We start from the raw sequence: 15,879 nt of genomic DNA, 5'->3' as shown, positions 1-15,879 counted from the left end.
CTTTTTTTGGATAAAAAAAGCATCCGGCTTCACCTTTGCCGGATGCTTTTTCCTTCTTACCCTGCCTTTTCTTCCTTCGTGCCCTGCTGGAGCTGATACATTTGGTAATAACGGCCCATTTGCTTCATCAGCTCATCATGGTTACCACGCTCTACGATTTCTCCCCGGTCCAACACAAGGATTTGATCGGCATTTTTGATCGTGGAAAGCCGGTGGGCGATGATGAAGGTCGTTCTTCCTTTTTTCAGGACTTCCATGGCTTCCTGTATGATCGATTCTGTTTCCGTATCGATGCTGGAAGTCGCTTCGTCCAGGATCAGGATCGCCGGATTGAAGGCAAGTGCCCTTGCAAAGGAAATCAGCTGTCGCTGCCCCGATGAAAGGGTGCTCCCTTTCTCAATCACCGGCTCATCGTATCCGTTCTCCAGATTCTTGAACACTTTCTCTGCCCCTACCGCCTTAAGGGCAGCCTCTACCTGATCCCGGGAAATCCGCGGATCATCAAGGCTTACATTTGAAGCGATCGTTCCAGTGAACAAGTACGGGTCCTGCAGCACGATTCCCATGTGCTCACGGATCGTCTGATAAGGGATGTCGACGATGTCTTTGCCGTCAATCAGGATCTTCCCTTCATTGCTGTCATAGAAACGGAACAGCAGATTCATGATCGAGCTTTTCCCTGATCCTGTATGACCGACCAATGCCACCGTTTCCCCTTTGTTCGCGGTGAAGGTAATATCCTTCAGCACATATTCGTCTTTTTTGTATCCGAAGAAAACATGTTCAAAGCTTACATTTCCTTCATAGCGGGCCATCTTTTCATCCTCTACCTGAACCCCGTCCTCGTCCAGCAGCTTGAATACCCGCTCACCTGCCACAAGTGCCTGCTCAAGATTGGCAAGCTGGTTCACAATGCCTGTCACCGGCTGGAATAAACGGTTGATGTAATCGACAAAGGCATATAGGACGCCCAATGTAACCACGGAGCCAACGCCGATCGAAGCGCCTCCGAAATACCAGATGAAAGCGACAAACGTGATATTTCGCAGCACCCCGACGAGATTATGGGATGTCATTGAGTTAAGGCTTAACAATTTATTCTGGTACTTGAAATGGGTATCATTCAAATCCTTGAATTCTTCCCTCGTCTTCTTCTCTCTGCTGAACGCCTGGATGATGTTCATCCCTTGGATCGATTCATTGATCATGGCGTTGATCTCACTGACCTTGGACCGGATGATATGATTGTATTTCGACGCATAAATCCGGTACAGATACGTCCAAATGATCAAGATCGGAATCAGGATCAAGCAAATCGCCGCCAGCTTCACATCGAGAATGAAAAGGGCGATGTAGATCCCGATGATATAAATCGTACTGGAAAAGAAGGTTGATAAAACCGTGACATACAGATCCCGGATCGCTTCCGTATCGTTGGTGATCCTCGCCACTACCTTCCCTGCAGGAAGATTATCAAAATACCGGATCGGCAGCTTTTGAATATGTTGAAACACGTCATTCCGCATTTTTTGGATGACCCTGTTCGCTGCTTTTTGCAGATAGAACCGCTGACCATATTGGAAAAAGGCAGCGACGACAAGCAACCCGAAATAAAAGGCGATCAGTTTGATGATCTTTGGGATTTCCGGATTATAGAACCTTAACAACTCTTCCCCTGTCAACTTTGAAGCAGGATACGTGTTGGATTCATCCCCTTTTGAAATCGTCAGTTCCCCTGCTTTCACCTTTCTTTCCCCATCAAATGAAACGGAGGATGGGACGAAATAAAACGCTCTTCCAACTTGAAGGACCCGGCTTTCATCGCCTTTTGCCTCCCCGTCTGAGAAATACTGCTCACGTTTATACCATTTTCCATCGTACAAGACGGCATCCTGCCCCTCAACCGTCTCATACCAGCTCGATTCTATCCCAAGGATATGGTCATCAATCAGCTTCTTGGCGATAAAAGGACCGGCCAGTTCTGCCGCCACCGACACACTCAGCATCAACAGGGCCGCAATGATAATTTTTTTATAAATAAGGGCATATCCGGTTAATTTTCTTCCGACTTTCATGCGCCCACCTCCTCCCGTGAGGAATCTTCAACTTGTTGGCGGTCAAACTGTTCTTTATACCAGCCGCCATTTTCAAGGAGACGTTCGTGTACGCCTTCTTCTACCACTTTCCCGTCTTCAAATACGACAATCCAGTCTGCATGTTGCACAGCCGATAGACGGTGAGTCGTAATGATCGTTGTTTTTCCGTCACGTTCTTTACGTATATTGTCTATGATCTTGGCTTCTGTTTTGGCATCCACCGCTGATAATGAATCATCGAGGATCAGGATTTCCGGATCTTTGATCAGTGCCCGTGCAATCGATATCCGCTGCTTTTGTCCCCCTGACAGGGCGACCCCCTTTTCTCCAACAAGCGTATTCAATCCGTCCGGAAGCATTTCTAAATCTTTCTTGAAATCGGCCAATTCTATTGCCTTTTCCAAATCTTCCTCAGTTGCATCGTGTCGGCCGAATAGTATGTTTTCCCTTACAGTCCTTGAAAACAGGACATGATCCTGGGGAACGTAGCCGATCCAGTCCCTCACCTGCTGGATCGACAGGTCGGTGATCGGCACCCCTCCGATTGTCAGGGATCCTTTCCCCGTTGGGTATTCACGGAGTAGCTGCTTGATGAAAGTCGTCTTCCCGCTGCCTGTTTTCCCGACGATCCCGAGCGTCCCTCCCCGTTCAATGCTTACATTGACCGCGCTTAAGTTCAGGACCTGGGAAGAAGGGTATTGGAAATCAACATCTTTGAATCCGATACGATCTGGTGCATCTACTTCTTTCGGATGATAGCCGTCCTTTACATCCTGTTCATAATCGAGTGTTTCCTGCACCCGGTCCAGGGAAGCATTTCCCCGCTGCATCACATTGATCAGTTCACCGATTGCAAACATCGGCCAGATCAGCATCCCGAGGTAGACGTTAAATGAAACCAGTTCCCCTAACGTAATCGTCTGATGAAACACCAGATATGCGCCATACCCGAGACCAATCAAATAACTTAACCCGACAAGCACTTTAATCGTCGGTTCAAAAAGGGAATCAATCTTGGCTACAGCAATGTTCTTTCTGTACACATCTTCGGTCATCTCTCCGAATCGGGATTCATCCGCCCGCTCCTGGACATACGCCCGGATCACACGTACGCCTGCAATCGATTCAAGCACTTTATCGTTGAGATCACCGAACGCATCCTGCGCTTCCGTGAATCGCTTATGGATCCTCGCTCCATACACCTTCATGAGCAACGCCATGATCGGAAGGGGCAAAATCGCCGCAAACGTCAGCTTCCAGCTGATGAGGAATCCCATCGTAAACAGAATCGTAAGCATGAATACGCTCGAATCGATCAATGTCAGCACCCCGAACCCGGCCGTGACAGAAATCGCCTTCAGGTCATTCGTCGCCCTTGCCATCAGATCTCCTGTACGATTTTTCTCAAAGAACGTCGGTGTCATCTTTAACAGATGTCCCATAAACCTGCTCCGGAGCTTCCGTTCTACAAGGAATGCCCCTCCGAACAGCTGATACATCCATACATACGTCATGGCATACGATATAAGGGCAATTCCCCCGATCATCCACAGATACTTCCCGACATCCCCCCACGACATATCACCGAGGTGAATATCATCGATGGCATTCCCCACAAGTTTAGGGGGCACCACATCAAGCACGCCGACAATCGTCAACAAACCGATTGCCACGGTATATCTCTTCCAATTTTCTTTAAAAAACCACGATAACTTCTTAAAAATACTGAACATCCCATTTACCTCCCCTCATTGGCTTTCTTCACTATCCGCCTTCTGCCTCCACGGCGGCCATCATCTTCTTCTTTTGTACAATTGACATCATCATTTCCTCCTTTTGTTATGGAACTTCTATATGTGATCAGGGTCGGACCCTGAATGCACCGAATGAACAAAAAAAGACGGACGTCAACAGGCTTCCTTCAGATCAGGATGATGACATTCTCACCCTGATCTGTTGCGCCTATGAACGTCCGTCTTTTCCTTGGACATACAAAAGCACAGGTTACATACATAACCTGTGCCCATAAACATGTTAATTTAAGGAGTTACCGGTTATGTGATGGTATGAAGTTGGCTTTTAAATCCTGCCGCTACTCGATCAGTTGTATATCTCTTCATCATCACAAAACCCTCCAATCTCTTTTATTAATTCCATTAATAACCATACTATACAGTTGAAATTGTGTCAATATTATTTTAATTGATAATTTTCTCTACAATATCCGCCGTTTTTACTCCACAAAAACGGCCGTCCCGTAGGCGATGATTTCTGATGCATTTTGCATGACCGAAGACGTTTCGAGACGGACCGCAATGACCGCATTCGCCCCGAGCTTCTCCGCTTCATTTGTCATCCGCTCGATTGCCTGCTTTCTTGCTTCCTCCATCAGCTCACTGTATTCGCTGATTTCTCCACCGATGAGTGTTTTCAGTCCGGCGATGATATCCTTTCCGATATGCTTGGCCTGCACGGTGCTGCCCCTCACAAAGCCCTTCAGTTCTTTCACTTCCCTGCCTGGTACAAACGCTGACGTCACGATGATCATATCTTTCTCTCCCTTGCTTTATATTTTTTCCATACTTTCTTCGCGAACAGGAAATAAAACAGGAGGGGCATCGGGCATTGAATCAACCCCCAGATTCCCCAGAACCAGTAATGATGCCCATTCTTCCTTGCATCGATGAACAAATACATGCTTTGCGCCAGCAGGATCGGTATGAGGAGAAGGAAAATATATAATTCTTCTTTTGTCATATTTCTTTCACCTTTTTCACGTAAATGATTCCGGTAAAAACCGTCCCCCCTATAAAGATGGCCCCCTGAAGGAGGAGAAATAGAAGTGGCATCTGAAATAAAGTGAGGGCCAACACCGTCAGGATGCAGCAGGCGATCAGAAGGAACACGATGAAATCGCGCTTGAACCTCGCTTTCATCTCCGCCTGCCGGTCCTTGACCAGCTGCTCGAACCATTGCAAAGGTGGTGTATGCCCATCGATTTCTTCATGGAGTGGCCTGAATCCTTCATCCAATAATTCCTTTAAGTCATCATTTTCTTTATCCATCTATTTTCAACTCCTTCCTGAGCCGAGCGATGCCATTGTGCACCCGTGATTTAACGGTTCCTTGGGATATATCCATCATGCGGCCGATTTCTTCATAAGAATATCCGTAATAATGCTTCAGGATGATTGGCAGCCTGACATCTTCAGACAAACCCGCTAATGCACCCAACACATCATTCCACTCCTCATTCCTGGATTCCATTTCCCATCTCAGCTTTCTGATGTTCACTTCTTCATGTTTCCACTCCTGCTCCCTTTTCTTTTTCCGCTGAAGGTCGATGAAGCGATTGGTCGCAATCGAGATCAGCCATGAAGAAAATTTAGCTTTCCCATGATACTGATGGATCTTCTCTACACAAGTCGCCATCGTTTCCTGGGCAAGCTCTTCAGCCTGATCCCGGTCCATGGTCACCTTGATCAAATATTTTAAGAGAAACGGATAATGTTCCCTAAAAAGAAGAGCAAAGGCTTCGTGATTCCCTTTTTTCGCTTGCTTGATCCATTGTTTCTCTTTCATCCCTTACTGTCCTTTCCAGCCGCCAAAACCGGCCTCATTCATCTATAAGACGTGGAACAGGAGAAATCGTTCAATTTATGATGATTTTATTTTTTCACTCGGGAAGGCGCTGAGACAATCCTACGCCCGGTAGATTTTTATAGATTTACTATTGAATAGTATTTCTTCATATCCTGCTGCTATGTATGAGGAGAACCTTACCACAATCTGCCTGAAAGTTTTGCATATGTCCTTATAACCTATAAAAACTCCCTCCATATATAAAATGAAGGGAGACTATTTCTAACCATTTAAGACCGCAGGGGAATGATCTTCTTCTTCCTTTACGTATTTAGGAAGGATGAGTGTGTAGAAGATAGCTACAAGAATCAAACATCCGCCCACGAGCCAGTACAGCATTTCGACGGTGACGATTTTAGGGAACGTAAGGGCAATCACCCCAAGGGTAATGGATTGTGACAGCATCATCAGGGGAGTGATCCATCCCTGTACCCTTCCCATCATCTTCGGATCGATGATACTCGGCATCCAGCCGCCGATTGCGATGTTCACAAGGGGCAGTCCAAGAGCAGAGATAAATATCACAATCAGAAAGATCCAGGTTGTCGGTGCAAAGGATGCGGCAATGATGAACGTCCCCGATATGACGAGCCCCGCTACAATCAAAACGTGAAACTTCAATTTCTGAGCGAGCACCGAGGAGAAAACGCTGCCGATCAGGACCCCTGCCCCAAACGCAATTCCGAGGAGAATCGAGTATTCTTCATAAGACTGAGGGGCGAGTTTATATTTCAAAATAAAAATTGGGATGACCGCGAACCCGCCGTTCACGACACCAAACACGACAAATCCTCCAACAAGAGACAGAAGGAGCTTATGATTCAGGATATACTTCATCCCGGCAGTAAAGTCTTTAGATACAGATTTGATATTCAAGTCTTTCCAGGAATGCTTCCCATTCGGGAGACGGACTTCCTCCGGGATATCACAGCGTTTGATCAAAACGGCAGAAACCGCGAAGGTCAGAAAGTCAACCACAAGTGCACCGTAAATTCCGGTCGTCCAGTACACAAAGATCGCCACTGCATTTCCGAGCAGCATGAATAAACTCATCACCATTTGATTCAGGCCGGCAGCAGTCGAATAATCATCCTTTGTAAGAACCCCTTGCAGTATCCCCTGCTCAGCCGGGAAGAAGAACTTCTGAACACCGCTCCGCAGGAACAACACGAAAAAGATGAACGGAAGCCAGCCGATGAAAATGGCCCCAAATAACACCAATGTCAAAAACGCACTGATCGTATCACAATGATAGGCAATCTTCTGCCGGTCCATCCTGTCAGCCAGTACCCCGACCAGGAAAAACACGACCAGTGTAGGCAGCGAATACATCATTTCCGTAATGGACGCATACATGGGCTTCTCAGCAAAACGATCAAGAAGGTAAAACATAAATGCAGTCATCCCGATCACACTTCCCATATGCGAAGTGAAATTAGCAAAAAACAATTTTAAAAATATTTTATTCTTGAATATCTCAATCAACTTCTTCACAAAACCCGTCTCCCATCTTTGTTTGCATAATCTCATTCTATAAGAAATCCCCGGCCCTCAGGAGGGGCTACTGGAGGTTTTTTCCTCCGCCTCAGGTCGGATAGGGGTTGGGATTGTGCCGGAGGGGGCGTTCGCTTCATTCTGAGGAAGTGGAGAGGCGGTGGATTTAACACGTTCGCCGTTAAATTCGAGATTTCGCCGTTATAATTGATTTTTCGCCGTTATCTCAGGAATATCGCCGTTAAAATGAAAATTTCGCCGTTATATCCAGGATTTCGCCGTTAAAACAAATTCCTGGCCCCTGTCATCAAACCCACCACTCCCTCCTAATAAAAACACGCATATTTTAACCAAAACCAGCCAAACTAAGGGTATCTTCTTTCATTTTAAAGAGGATTTCTTTTCAAAATGGCAAAATAATCGCTGTGAAGTGCAGGTATGTTTTAACGATCCGATAACGGGGTATCGTTACCTTAACCGGTTAAAAGAAAAAACTACATTTTACGATACGATAAGTCGAGGTGATTTTCATGGTACGTACAATTCTAATGGTCATTGGGGCAATTGTCGTCATTGGCTGGATTATCAGCATGCTGTAGGAAAGTAAGATTCTTGCTATCATTCACGTTATCATATGTACAAAAAGGAGCAGAATGGATCTTCCCCCCATTCTGCTCCTTTTTTGTACGCTACGATTATACAATGCCCACGGAAAAGAACCGCTCCGTTTAACATTATCAATCAGCTTACAAACATCTCAGAGAATCCCTCCTGGAGAAGCACCCGCTTTATATATTCACCCTTCTTTCTCCCTGCAGCACGCCATAGTTTTTTAAAAAAGGGGTTAAAAGTTTTCATACGGGGTAAATAATGTGTATTACAATTTCGAGGTGATTTTGATGTATAAACATATTTTATTGGCTTACGATGAAAGTGATGGAAGCAATAAAGCTTTAGATCAAGTATCGAAATTAATGAAGAATTCCATAGACACCAAATTGACCGTCCTCCATATCTCTGACGAAAAGACAGCGAATGAATCAAGGGACCACTACACGCCGACTCACGCAATCGCAGACACATCGCCGGGGTTCGATAATCAGTACATGGGAAACCTGTCTGTCTCCCCGGATAACAAAGTGCGGGGAACGGAGGAAGAACGCCACGAAATTCAGACGCCGGCATCGACACACCCAACTCTGAAAAGCGCCAGGGATAAATTTACTGCGTACGGGATAGATGCAAATTATATTCATCTTTCAGGGTCCGAAGCGAAGCGCATTTGTGAATATGCGAAAGAAATTCAGGCCGATCTCGTTGCAGTCGGGTGCAGTACAAAAACCGGCATGAAAAAATGGGTTCTCGGAAGCGTGAGTGAAAAAGTGACACAGGATTGTGAAGCGAGTGTCCTAGTGGTGAAATAATAGGATGAAGTGAGGGACGGACCCAGGTCCGTCCCTCACTTTTGCTCTTGTTTATCCGCCAATCAATTCATCAAATCTCGTGTAGGCACTGGTTTCATCAAATGTGCTGTAGATCCGGTAGTTTTCCGCGTCAAGTATCCGGAAGTGCTGACTGAACATGTTTTGTTGAAGGATGTATTCGTGGTGACGCTTCAGGTCTTTCCACCAGATTTTTCCTCCAAGCGTCTTTTCTTTCCGGTAGTCAATGCCTTCCCTTGCGATGATTTCAATCACTTCCAAAGGTTCCCCTCCAAGGCTTGTTGTCAGGGTTTCACTATCTTTGAACAGGGCACAGATGGCAATCGCAGCCGTCCAGCCGGCCATTACTCTCCCTTTTTCTATCTGAACGAGGGTTTTTTTTGATATTCCTATGACGCTTGCCATTTTATCCTGGGTGTATCCTGCTTCTGTCCGGATCAGCCTTAACTTCTCCGAAATGATTAAGATAATTTCTTCTTTTGTCATCGTTTCACACCTTCTGTTCTTATAGTGTAATATTACACCAATCCTTCCATTCATTTCAATACTGGGATCTTTTCTTCCCTTCAATCATCCAAATCAAAACCCATCCATTTTTGTGCCGTGTGGTGCCTTTGGCTATAATTTAAGAAAAACATCGCTGTTGATCAACTTATGAAAGGAGCAAACGCTATGGATCGACGTATCATCGTGGTGATCAGGGAGGACCTCAGACTCCATGATCATCCGGCCCTTTATCAGGCCTCCCAGGATGGCACCGTCATCCCCCTGTATATATTGGATGACGAAACTTCACAATTCCCGATCGGGGAAGCGAAAAAATGGTGGCTTCATCAGAACTTGGCATCCTTTCAATCATCACTCCAGTCCATTGGCGGGAAGTTATGGATCGATAAAGGAAAAGTCGATGAGGTGCTGCCCCGGTGGGTGAAGAGGACAAATGCCTCTGCCGTTTACTGGAACCGGGTTTATGATCCTGCTGTCTATGATAAGGACCGGGCACTTGCCCACTCACTATCTTCTCAGGGAATTGATGTTCAAACCTTTGAGGGAGCACTTCTGCTTCCGCCTTGGACGATCAAAAAAGACGACGATACCCCTTATAAAGTGTATTCGGCGTTTTATAAAGCTTTAAGGAAGGAAGACATACCTCGACCTGTTCCATCTTTAAAGCATGTAAAAATCGCAGACATTGAAGAGGAAGGACTTTCCCTGAAGGATTTGGGACTCGTCCCTTCCATCCCTTGGTATGATGTGATGGAAAGTATATGGGACCCTGGGGAAGAAGCTGCAGTCAAAAGGTTTCATGCATTTATCAAGAAGAGTTTGCAACACTATGCCGAGGGCAGGGATTATCCAAGCGAAGGCCACCATTCCACCCTTTCTCCTTACCTCGCACTGGGTGTCATCTCGGTCCGGGGGATGTTCCATACCCTTTTGAAACTGGAACACAAACCGGTGGAGCCGTTCATAAAGCAGCTGATCTGGAGAGAATTTTCTTATTCGGTACTCAGTCATTTTCCCCAGTCCCCTTCCCGCCCCCTCCATGAAAAGTTCAATCATTTCCAATGGGATAAAGATGCAGGGCAATGGAAAAGGTGGACAGAGGGAAAAACGGGCTATCCCATTGTAGACGCCGGGATGAGGGAACTGTGGGCTACCGGATTCATGCACAACCGGGTAAGGATGATCGCTGCATCATTTTTGACGAAGCATTTACTCCTGCCATGGCAGCGGGGAGCTGAATGGTTCCTTCAGACATTGATTGATGCTGATCTTGCCAATAATTCAATGGGTTGGCAGTGGGTTGCCGGTTCAGGCTTCGATTCGTCCCCTTATTTCCGGATTTTCAACCCGACTTTACAAAGCGGGAAATTCGATGAAGATGGTTCGTATATACGGATGTGGGTGCCGGAATTGACCGGGCTTCCAGATAAATATATTCACAATCCATCCAGTGCACCAAAGGATGTCCTTACAAAAGCAAATATAACCCTTGGGGAAGACTACCCTTATCCAATTGTAGACCATAAGGCTGCAAGAGAAAGGGCACTGGAGAGATTCAATGACATCAAACAGCATTCCAAATAATACTGCATATAAAAAAAGAAGTGGGCATCTCGATGATGCCCACTTCTTTATCATTTTTGACTGAAAGTTATGATTCGCCCCTCTGTATCTTGATCGTCCGTTTCTTCTCAGATTCAGATACAAATAATGCACAGGCCGCATCTCCGGAAATGTTGATGGACGTACGGGCCATGTCCAGCAGACGGTCAATTCCAAGGATCAGTCCGATTCCTTCCACCGGCAGGTTGACGCTACTTAGTACCATGGCAAGAAGAATCAGTCCTACACCCGGCACCCCTGCCGTACCAATGCTTGCCAATACGGCCGTCAGTACAACGGTGATGAGCTGTTCCAACGTAAGGTCTACGTTGTATACCTGGGCGATGAACACTGTGGCAACCCCCTGCATGATTGCGGTCCCATCCATATTGATCGTAGCACCAAGCGGTTGGACGAATGAGCTTACTGATTTCGACACCCCTAAGCGCTGCTGTGCAACCTCCATTGAGATCGGGAGTGTTGCGTTACTGCTTGACGTACTGAAACCCACGCTCATGGCCGGGCTGAAATTCTTAAAGAACCACAGTGGATTTTTCTTCGCCAGCAGCAGGATCGTTCCGCCATATGTAATGATCGCGTGAACGAGTAATGCAGCAAGAACGACAACGAAGTATAACCACATCGCTTTTAACGCACCCGATCCTTGGCTACCGATGGCAGAAGCGATCAGGCCGAACGTTCCGTATGGGGCAAATTTCATGACAAGTGTAACGAGATACATCATCAGTTCGTTCCCCTGCTCTACCAGTTTAAGGATCCCTTTTGTCTTTTCACCCAAGGCAGTCAGGCCGAATCCGATGAAAATCGCAAATGCGATGATTTGCAGCATATTCCCTTCCGTCATCGCTGTAAGTGGGTTTTTTGGGATGATGTTCATGAGTGTCTCACCAACAGGAGGCGCTTCTTTTGAATCAAACCCTTCTGATTGGGTTTTGTCTATCCCCTCAACCAACCCTGGGTCAATGATGTAAGCAAGCGATAAACCAATGACGATTGCGATACAAGTTGTCAGCAGGAAGAAAATAATTGTTTTCAGCCCGATTCGTCCGAGCTTCTTTGGGTCCCCCAGTCCAGCCGACCCAAGGACGATGGAAAGGAAGACGATCGGCACGACAAGCATGCTGATTAAATTAAGGAAAATCTTTCCCAGTGGGGTGAAAAGGAATGGATCCAGAATATCGAATAGATCTTTTGCGAATATATTTAGGATCAACCCCACTATCGCCCCTAAAATCAGGGCTGTGATAATCTTTGTTGTTAAGTTAAATTTCATTGATGTACCTCCCTATATTTTTCCAAATAATGAAATATATTTACCCTTCTTTCATGTTTTTGAAACCATCCATATGGATTGTTCCCTCACATTCCCCTCTTTTTCATGAACCTGGCTGCATAGATGTTTTAACCGGGTAAAGTTTGTTTGTCCTTTTCCTATTATACTGATTTTTTTAATTATTGAAGAATATCGTGACGAATTAAATCATATTTACTATCCCCAGGGCGCCAAACAACATAATTTCCGGAAAAACAATGATTATATTATACTATAGGATGAATACCAATTTTTTCTTTTGGCGATTCATGGATTAAAGTATCCGGGATTGGGTAAATAGTAATAACAGCATGATAATAGAAAGGAACATATGATTATGAATAAAACTGTCTATTTTCTTTCCAGTTGTCAGCAGCGCAGCTTGATGGCCGAAGGATGGGCCGAAAAGCTGGATGTGACCGATTGGTCTTTCAAAAGCGCCGGATGGGCTGCTGAGTGTCGTGCTGAATTCAGCGTTTTGGCAATGAAGGAATTATGTATCGACATCAGTGCATTCCCACTCTCACGCATTGAAATGAAGGATCTCGGTGACGCTTCGGTTATTGTAGCGATTCAAGATAGAGAGTTTGATGATGAGTTTGAGATACCCGCTGAACTGAAAGATAAAGTCATCTACTGGGACTTGCCAAATCCACAAAAACGATCCACTTCCCTCATAGAGGAATGGGCGCATTATCAGGAAGTTTGCGAGGAAATCGCCATGAAAGTGAAGGATTTAGAAAGCCTTCTTCCACAAATACATTGAGAGGACTGATTACAGTTAAGCACTTGTAACCAGTCCTTTTTTTTATGTGAAATACTCAAGTTTCGCTTGAGGAAACAGTTTCTCCATATGGGCATAAAGATGATCCTTGATTTCCTGTTCTTCATCCTTCTGGTAAATATATTTTCCGATTCCGTATTTCCCCCATTTATACCTTCGCTCTTCTTCATTCAATTCAAGCTTGGTCATGGGATAGTTCTTCTCGATCACCCTTTTGGCAGGCTTTGTGAAACGATGCTGGATGAATTCAAAAGTGAGATCCTTTTTCGCTTCCTGAGGCAAGTGGGCTTCCAGATGCTCGAACATCTGTTGATATCCTTCCTTCCAACCTTCATGAAGATAAATAGGGGCCACGATGAAACCGAGGGGATATCCGGCTTTCGCCACTTTCCCTGCAGCCTCCAGCCGTTTATCCAGCGGTGAGGTGCCCGGTTCGAAATTCTTGATTACATAATCGGCATTGATACTGAACCGGAATCGTGTTTTCCCGTTATGCTTCGCATCGAGAAGGTGATCGACATGATGGAATTTCGTGACGAAACGGAGCTTTCCGTATTCTGATTCACCAAAATGCTCGATTGCCCGCTTGAGTGAATGAGTAAGATGGTCCACTCCTACTATATCAGAAGTACAGGCTGCCTCAAAGCGTGTAAATTCAGGTGCACGCTCTGCGATGTATCGATCGGCCGATTCAAAGATTTCATCGACATTGACATAGGTCCGTATATACGGTTTGCTCCCCATCGTCGTTTGCAGGTAGCAATAATGACAGTGTCCCATGCAGCCGGTCGCAAATGGAATCGCATATTCCGCCGACGGTTTGGACGTATCGAATTTGAGCGTCTTCCTGACTCCTACGACCAATGTGGATTTGGCGATCCGGTATTTCTGGAAATGATTATCCCCTGGCAGATTCCGGACCTGGTTGTGTGAGGTTGTATATCTGATTTCCACATCCATGTTCTCAAATTTCTCTTTCAGCTGTTTTCCCAACGGATAATCCAATGCATTCGGTTCGAAATAGACCAGTTGAGGTACAAACGGTTTTACCATTCCTTCATCCCCTCCTAAAGGTCTCCAAAAGATTGGCTATATGCTTCTTCTGCCTCAGTCTCGGTTGGATAGACGGCGATCTCATCTGTTAACGGGTAATACGTCTCATAAAAAAATAATGCCAATTCATGAGGATTGCCGGGATCATGCACAACGGCTGCCTCCTGTACATTTGCCACACTCTGCGTGTGGGGATTGCGATAAATGACATATACAACATCGCCGGCCTGATAAGACATACTTTGACTGTTCAGTTCCATGATTTTCACCTTTTCCTTCGGTTGATTATTATCATTTTCTGTCAATGGTGACAGAAATATGATGGAAAAAGATGTTTATACTTGAACGGCGTCAAAAAATCCGAACGATTATCATTCCACTAAAGGAACCATCACCGTTCGGATCTACACTAACCCTAAATTCTGTAAAATTTTCTCGTATTCTTGATTAACTGTCCATACACCTCTGCTTCTTTCATACCCTTCAATTCGGCTATCTTCTCGATGGTCCGGTGCATCATGCCTGGATGTGTCATCCTTTCGAGAAAAACATCGCCAAACCTCCATGGACCGTCCGTTTCCACCATCAGCCCTGTGATTGGATAGATTTTGACAAGGTCCTGAATTTCCGGTTCATAGAGAATATCCGGGGTGACTGATATGAAATAACCATTTTCAATCATTCTTGCCACTGTGTCTGAGTCCCCTTTGAACCAGTGAAAATGGGCATCACGGACATGATGCTTCTCCAAGAGATCACATATGATTGGTGCATGATCATAGATCCCGTGGAGGATGATCGGCTTATCAAGCTTTTTCCCGGTGATGATCAAGCGCTCTAACAGCTCAATATACGGCGTGAGGGGCAACGATGGATTTTCTTTCATTTTATAATAGGGTAATCCCACTTCCCCGATCGCAACCAGCTCCTGGTGGTGACATTCAATGAAACGGAGAAGTTCGTCTGCATCTTTCTCAGATGGCAGCTCTTGCTCCGGATGAAAACCGGCTGCCGGCTTGACCCGGTTGTCACGTTTCGCAAATGCCAGATTCCGTTTTGAGGAATCGAGATGAAAAGAAACTGAAATCAGCGCTTCTACCGAATAAAGATCGAGTTCCTGAAGGATTTTCATCCGTTCGATTTCGTCATAAAAATCCAGATGGATATGGGCATCGATAAGGGAGTGATTACACATAATGGGACAGCTCCCGGAATATATCTGCCTTCCATCTCAAAAATTCTTCCGTGAGAAGGATGTCTTCGCTGCGAGGGCGGGGGAATGGCACCTTGAATGCCTTCTGAACCCTTGCCGGCCTGGTCGATAAAACGATGATCCGGTCGGACAGGAATAATGCCTCGTCGATATTATGGGTAACAAACAGGACTGAGCTTTTATCTTCCTCCCACAAGGATAGAAGCCACTTCTGCATATCGAGGCGCGTGAACTCGTCGAGTGCAGAGAAGGGTTCATCGAGGCATAGGAAAGGCTGTGGACTGACGAGGGCACGGATAAATGCAACCCGCTGCTTCATCCCACCTGACAGGTCGGCCGGATAAGCATCCTCATATCCAGTCAGCCCGGCCCTTTCAATCATGCCAATCGCCTTTTCACGGTCCCTTTTCCCGTGAAGCTCCTGACCGAGCATCACGTTTTCAAGCACCGTTCTCCATGGAAGGAGGGACGGACTTTGGGGCATATAGCTGATTGCCCCCCGCTTTCCATTGATCGACGCGCCGTCAAGTACGATGTCCCCTTCATCCGGAGTGAATAACCCGCCGATCACGTGAAATAACGTACTTTTACCGCTTCCTGAAGGACCGAGGATCGACACAAACTCCCCTTCCTTCACAGTGATTGAAAGGTCTTCCAATATCCGCTCACCGTCAAAGGATTTAGACATATGCTGAATCGATAGTGTGGTCAAA

The 15,879-nt window shown here is 45.8% G+C and carries 16 protein-coding genes; 3 read left to right on the top strand and 13 right to left on the bottom strand.

Features of this window, described 5'->3' with window-relative positions; translation table 11 throughout:
* Positions 1–56 precede the first annotated feature (56 nt).
* The 7 genes from KH172YL63_RS05385 to KH172YL63_RS05355 form a co-directional block, all read right to left on the bottom strand.
* Positions 57–2,075, bottom strand: a complete 2,019-nt coding sequence (locus KH172YL63_RS05385; RefSeq protein ID WP_173105140.1) for an ABC transporter ATP-binding protein — start codon at positions 2,073–2,075, stop codon at positions 57–59.
* Positions 2,072–3,829 carry an ABC transporter ATP-binding protein gene (locus KH172YL63_RS05380; protein ID WP_173105139.1) on the bottom strand — a complete coding sequence of 586 codons (1,758 nt, stop codon included), beginning with the start codon at positions 3,827–3,829 and terminating at the stop codon, positions 2,072–2,074. Before KH172YL63_RS05380 ends, KH172YL63_RS05385 begins: the two co-directional genes overlap by 4 nt.
* Before the next feature lie 500 nt (positions 3,830–4,329).
* Complete coding sequence (locus KH172YL63_RS05375) at positions 4,330–4,644, bottom strand: YbjQ family protein (RefSeq protein WP_173105138.1); 315 nt, start codon at positions 4,642–4,644, stop codon at positions 4,330–4,332.
* Positions 4,641–4,853 carry a sigmaY antisigma factor component gene (locus KH172YL63_RS05370; protein ID WP_173105137.1) on the bottom strand — a complete coding sequence of 71 codons (213 nt, stop codon included), beginning with the start codon at positions 4,851–4,853 and terminating at the stop codon, positions 4,641–4,643. The genes KH172YL63_RS05375 and KH172YL63_RS05370 overlap by 4 nt, the downstream gene beginning before the upstream one ends.
* Positions 4,850–5,161, bottom strand: a complete 312-nt coding sequence (locus KH172YL63_RS05365; RefSeq protein WP_173105136.1) for a YxlC family protein — start codon at positions 5,159–5,161, stop codon at positions 4,850–4,852. Before KH172YL63_RS05365 ends, KH172YL63_RS05370 begins: the two co-directional genes overlap by 4 nt.
* A complete protein-coding gene (sigY, locus tag KH172YL63_RS05360) occupies positions 5,154–5,678 on the bottom strand; it encodes an RNA polymerase sigma factor SigY (protein ID WP_173105135.1) in 525 nt (174 codons plus the stop codon). The genes KH172YL63_RS05365 and sigY overlap by 8 nt, the downstream gene beginning before the upstream one ends.
* Positions 5,679–5,960: 282 nt before the next feature.
* Positions 5,961–7,232 (bottom strand): MFS transporter, encoded by a 1,272-nt coding sequence (locus KH172YL63_RS05355; protein WP_173105134.1) that lies wholly within the window; start codon positions 7,230–7,232, stop codon positions 5,961–5,963.
* An 899-nt stretch (positions 7,233–8,131) separates the two neighbouring features.
* Between KH172YL63_RS05355 and KH172YL63_RS05350 the strand changes: the two genes are divergently transcribed.
* Positions 8,132–8,656 carry a universal stress protein gene (locus KH172YL63_RS05350; protein WP_173105133.1) on the top strand — a complete coding sequence of 175 codons (525 nt, stop codon included), beginning with the start codon at positions 8,132–8,134 and terminating at the stop codon, positions 8,654–8,656.
* Between the two features lie 51 nt (positions 8,657–8,707).
* Here KH172YL63_RS05350 and KH172YL63_RS05345 read toward each other — a convergent pair whose 3' ends face one another.
* On the bottom strand, positions 8,708–9,160 hold the full coding sequence (locus KH172YL63_RS05345; RefSeq protein ID WP_173105132.1) for a helix-turn-helix transcriptional regulator: 453 nt from the start codon (positions 9,158–9,160) through the stop codon (positions 8,708–8,710).
* A gap of 186 nt (positions 9,161–9,346) precedes the next feature.
* Here KH172YL63_RS05345 and KH172YL63_RS05340 point away from each other — a divergent pair, with 186 nt between their 5' ends.
* On the top strand, positions 9,347–10,765 hold the full coding sequence (locus KH172YL63_RS05340) for a cryptochrome/photolyase family protein (protein ID WP_173105131.1): 1,419 nt from the start codon (positions 9,347–9,349) through the stop codon (positions 10,763–10,765).
* A gap of 67 nt (positions 10,766–10,832) precedes the next feature.
* Here KH172YL63_RS05340 and KH172YL63_RS05335 read toward each other — a convergent pair whose 3' ends face one another.
* On the bottom strand, positions 10,833–12,077 hold the full coding sequence (locus KH172YL63_RS05335) for a dicarboxylate/amino acid:cation symporter (protein ID WP_173105130.1): 1,245 nt from the start codon (positions 12,075–12,077) through the stop codon (positions 10,833–10,835).
* Positions 12,078–12,453: 376 nt separating this feature from the next.
* Between KH172YL63_RS05335 and KH172YL63_RS05330 the strand changes: the two genes are divergently transcribed.
* Positions 12,454–12,882 (top strand): low molecular weight phosphatase family protein, encoded by a 429-nt coding sequence (locus KH172YL63_RS05330; RefSeq protein WP_173105129.1) that lies wholly within the window; start codon positions 12,454–12,456, stop codon positions 12,880–12,882.
* 42 nt (positions 12,883–12,924) lie between these two features.
* Here the strand turns inward: KH172YL63_RS05330 and splB are convergent, their stop codons facing one another.
* The 4 genes from splB to KH172YL63_RS05310 all read right to left on the bottom strand — a co-directional run bounded on the left by splB (position 12,925) and on the right by KH172YL63_RS05310 (position 15,878).
* Positions 12,925–13,953, bottom strand: a complete 1,029-nt coding sequence (gene splB, locus KH172YL63_RS05325) for a spore photoproduct lyase (protein ID WP_173105128.1) — start codon at positions 13,951–13,953, stop codon at positions 12,925–12,927.
* 14 nt (positions 13,954–13,967) lie between these two features.
* On the bottom strand, positions 13,968–14,213 hold the full coding sequence (locus tag KH172YL63_RS05320) for a transcriptional regulator SplA domain-containing protein (protein ID WP_173105127.1): 246 nt from the start codon (positions 14,211–14,213) through the stop codon (positions 13,968–13,970).
* 155 nt (positions 14,214–14,368) lie between these two features.
* A complete protein-coding gene (locus KH172YL63_RS05315) occupies positions 14,369–15,148 on the bottom strand; it encodes a TatD family hydrolase (protein WP_173105126.1) in 780 nt (259 codons plus the stop codon).
* Positions 15,141–15,878 (bottom strand): ABC transporter ATP-binding protein, encoded by a 738-nt coding sequence (locus KH172YL63_RS05310; protein ID WP_173105125.1) that lies wholly within the window; start codon positions 15,876–15,878, stop codon positions 15,141–15,143. The genes KH172YL63_RS05315 and KH172YL63_RS05310 overlap by 8 nt, the downstream gene beginning before the upstream one ends.
* Position 15,879: the final 1 nt, after the last annotated feature.

Origin of the sequence: Bacillus sp. KH172YL63, assembly GCF_011398925.1 — a bacterium.
Classification (GTDB): domain Bacteria; phylum Bacillota; class Bacilli; order Bacillales; family Bacillaceae_B; genus Rossellomorea.
The sequence above is the reverse complement of the archived record's forward strand: the minus strand, read 5'-3'. Positions and strand labels throughout refer to the sequence as shown.

Excerpts from the sequence above, each read along its gene's own strand:
- KH172YL63_RS05340 (WP_173105131.1), top strand. The coding sequence starts at position 9,347 with ATGGATCGACGTATCATCGTGGTGATCAGGGAGGACCTCAGACTCCAT.
- sigY (WP_173105135.1), bottom strand. The coding sequence starts at position 5,678 with ATGAAAGAGAAACAATGGATCAAGCAAGCGAAAAAAGGGAATCACGAA.
- KH172YL63_RS05370 (WP_173105137.1), bottom strand. The coding sequence starts at position 4,853 with ATGACAAAAGAAGAATTATATATTTTCCTTCTCCTCATACCGATCCTG.
- KH172YL63_RS05330 (WP_173105129.1), top strand. The coding sequence starts at position 12,454 with ATGAATAAAACTGTCTATTTTCTTTCCAGTTGTCAGCAGCGCAGCTTG.
- splB (WP_173105128.1), bottom strand. The coding sequence starts at position 13,953 with ATGGTAAAACCGTTTGTACCTCAACTGGTCTATTTCGAACCGAATGCA.
- KH172YL63_RS05320 (WP_173105127.1), bottom strand. The coding sequence starts at position 14,213 with ATGGAACTGAACAGTCAAAGTATGTCTTATCAGGCCGGCGATGTTGTA.
- KH172YL63_RS05385 (WP_173105140.1), bottom strand. The coding sequence starts at position 2,075 with ATGAAAGTCGGAAGAAAATTAACCGGATATGCCCTTATTTATAAAAAA.
- KH172YL63_RS05335 (WP_173105130.1), bottom strand. The coding sequence starts at position 12,077 with ATGAAATTTAACTTAACAACAAAGATTATCACAGCCCTGATTTTAGGG.
- KH172YL63_RS05365 (WP_173105136.1), bottom strand. The coding sequence starts at position 5,161 with ATGGATAAAGAAAATGATGACTTAAAGGAATTATTGGATGAAGGATTC.
- KH172YL63_RS05380 (WP_173105139.1), bottom strand. The coding sequence starts at position 3,829 with ATGTTCAGTATTTTTAAGAAGTTATCGTGGTTTTTTAAAGAAAATTGG.
- KH172YL63_RS05375 (WP_173105138.1), bottom strand. The coding sequence starts at position 4,644 with ATGATCATCGTGACGTCAGCGTTTGTACCAGGCAGGGAAGTGAAAGAA.
- KH172YL63_RS05315 (WP_173105126.1), bottom strand. The coding sequence starts at position 15,148 with ATGTGTAATCACTCCCTTATCGATGCCCATATCCATCTGGATTTTTAT.
- KH172YL63_RS05345 (WP_173105132.1), bottom strand. The coding sequence starts at position 9,160 with ATGACAAAAGAAGAAATTATCTTAATCATTTCGGAGAAGTTAAGGCTG.
- KH172YL63_RS05350 (WP_173105133.1), top strand. The coding sequence starts at position 8,132 with ATGTATAAACATATTTTATTGGCTTACGATGAAAGTGATGGAAGCAAT.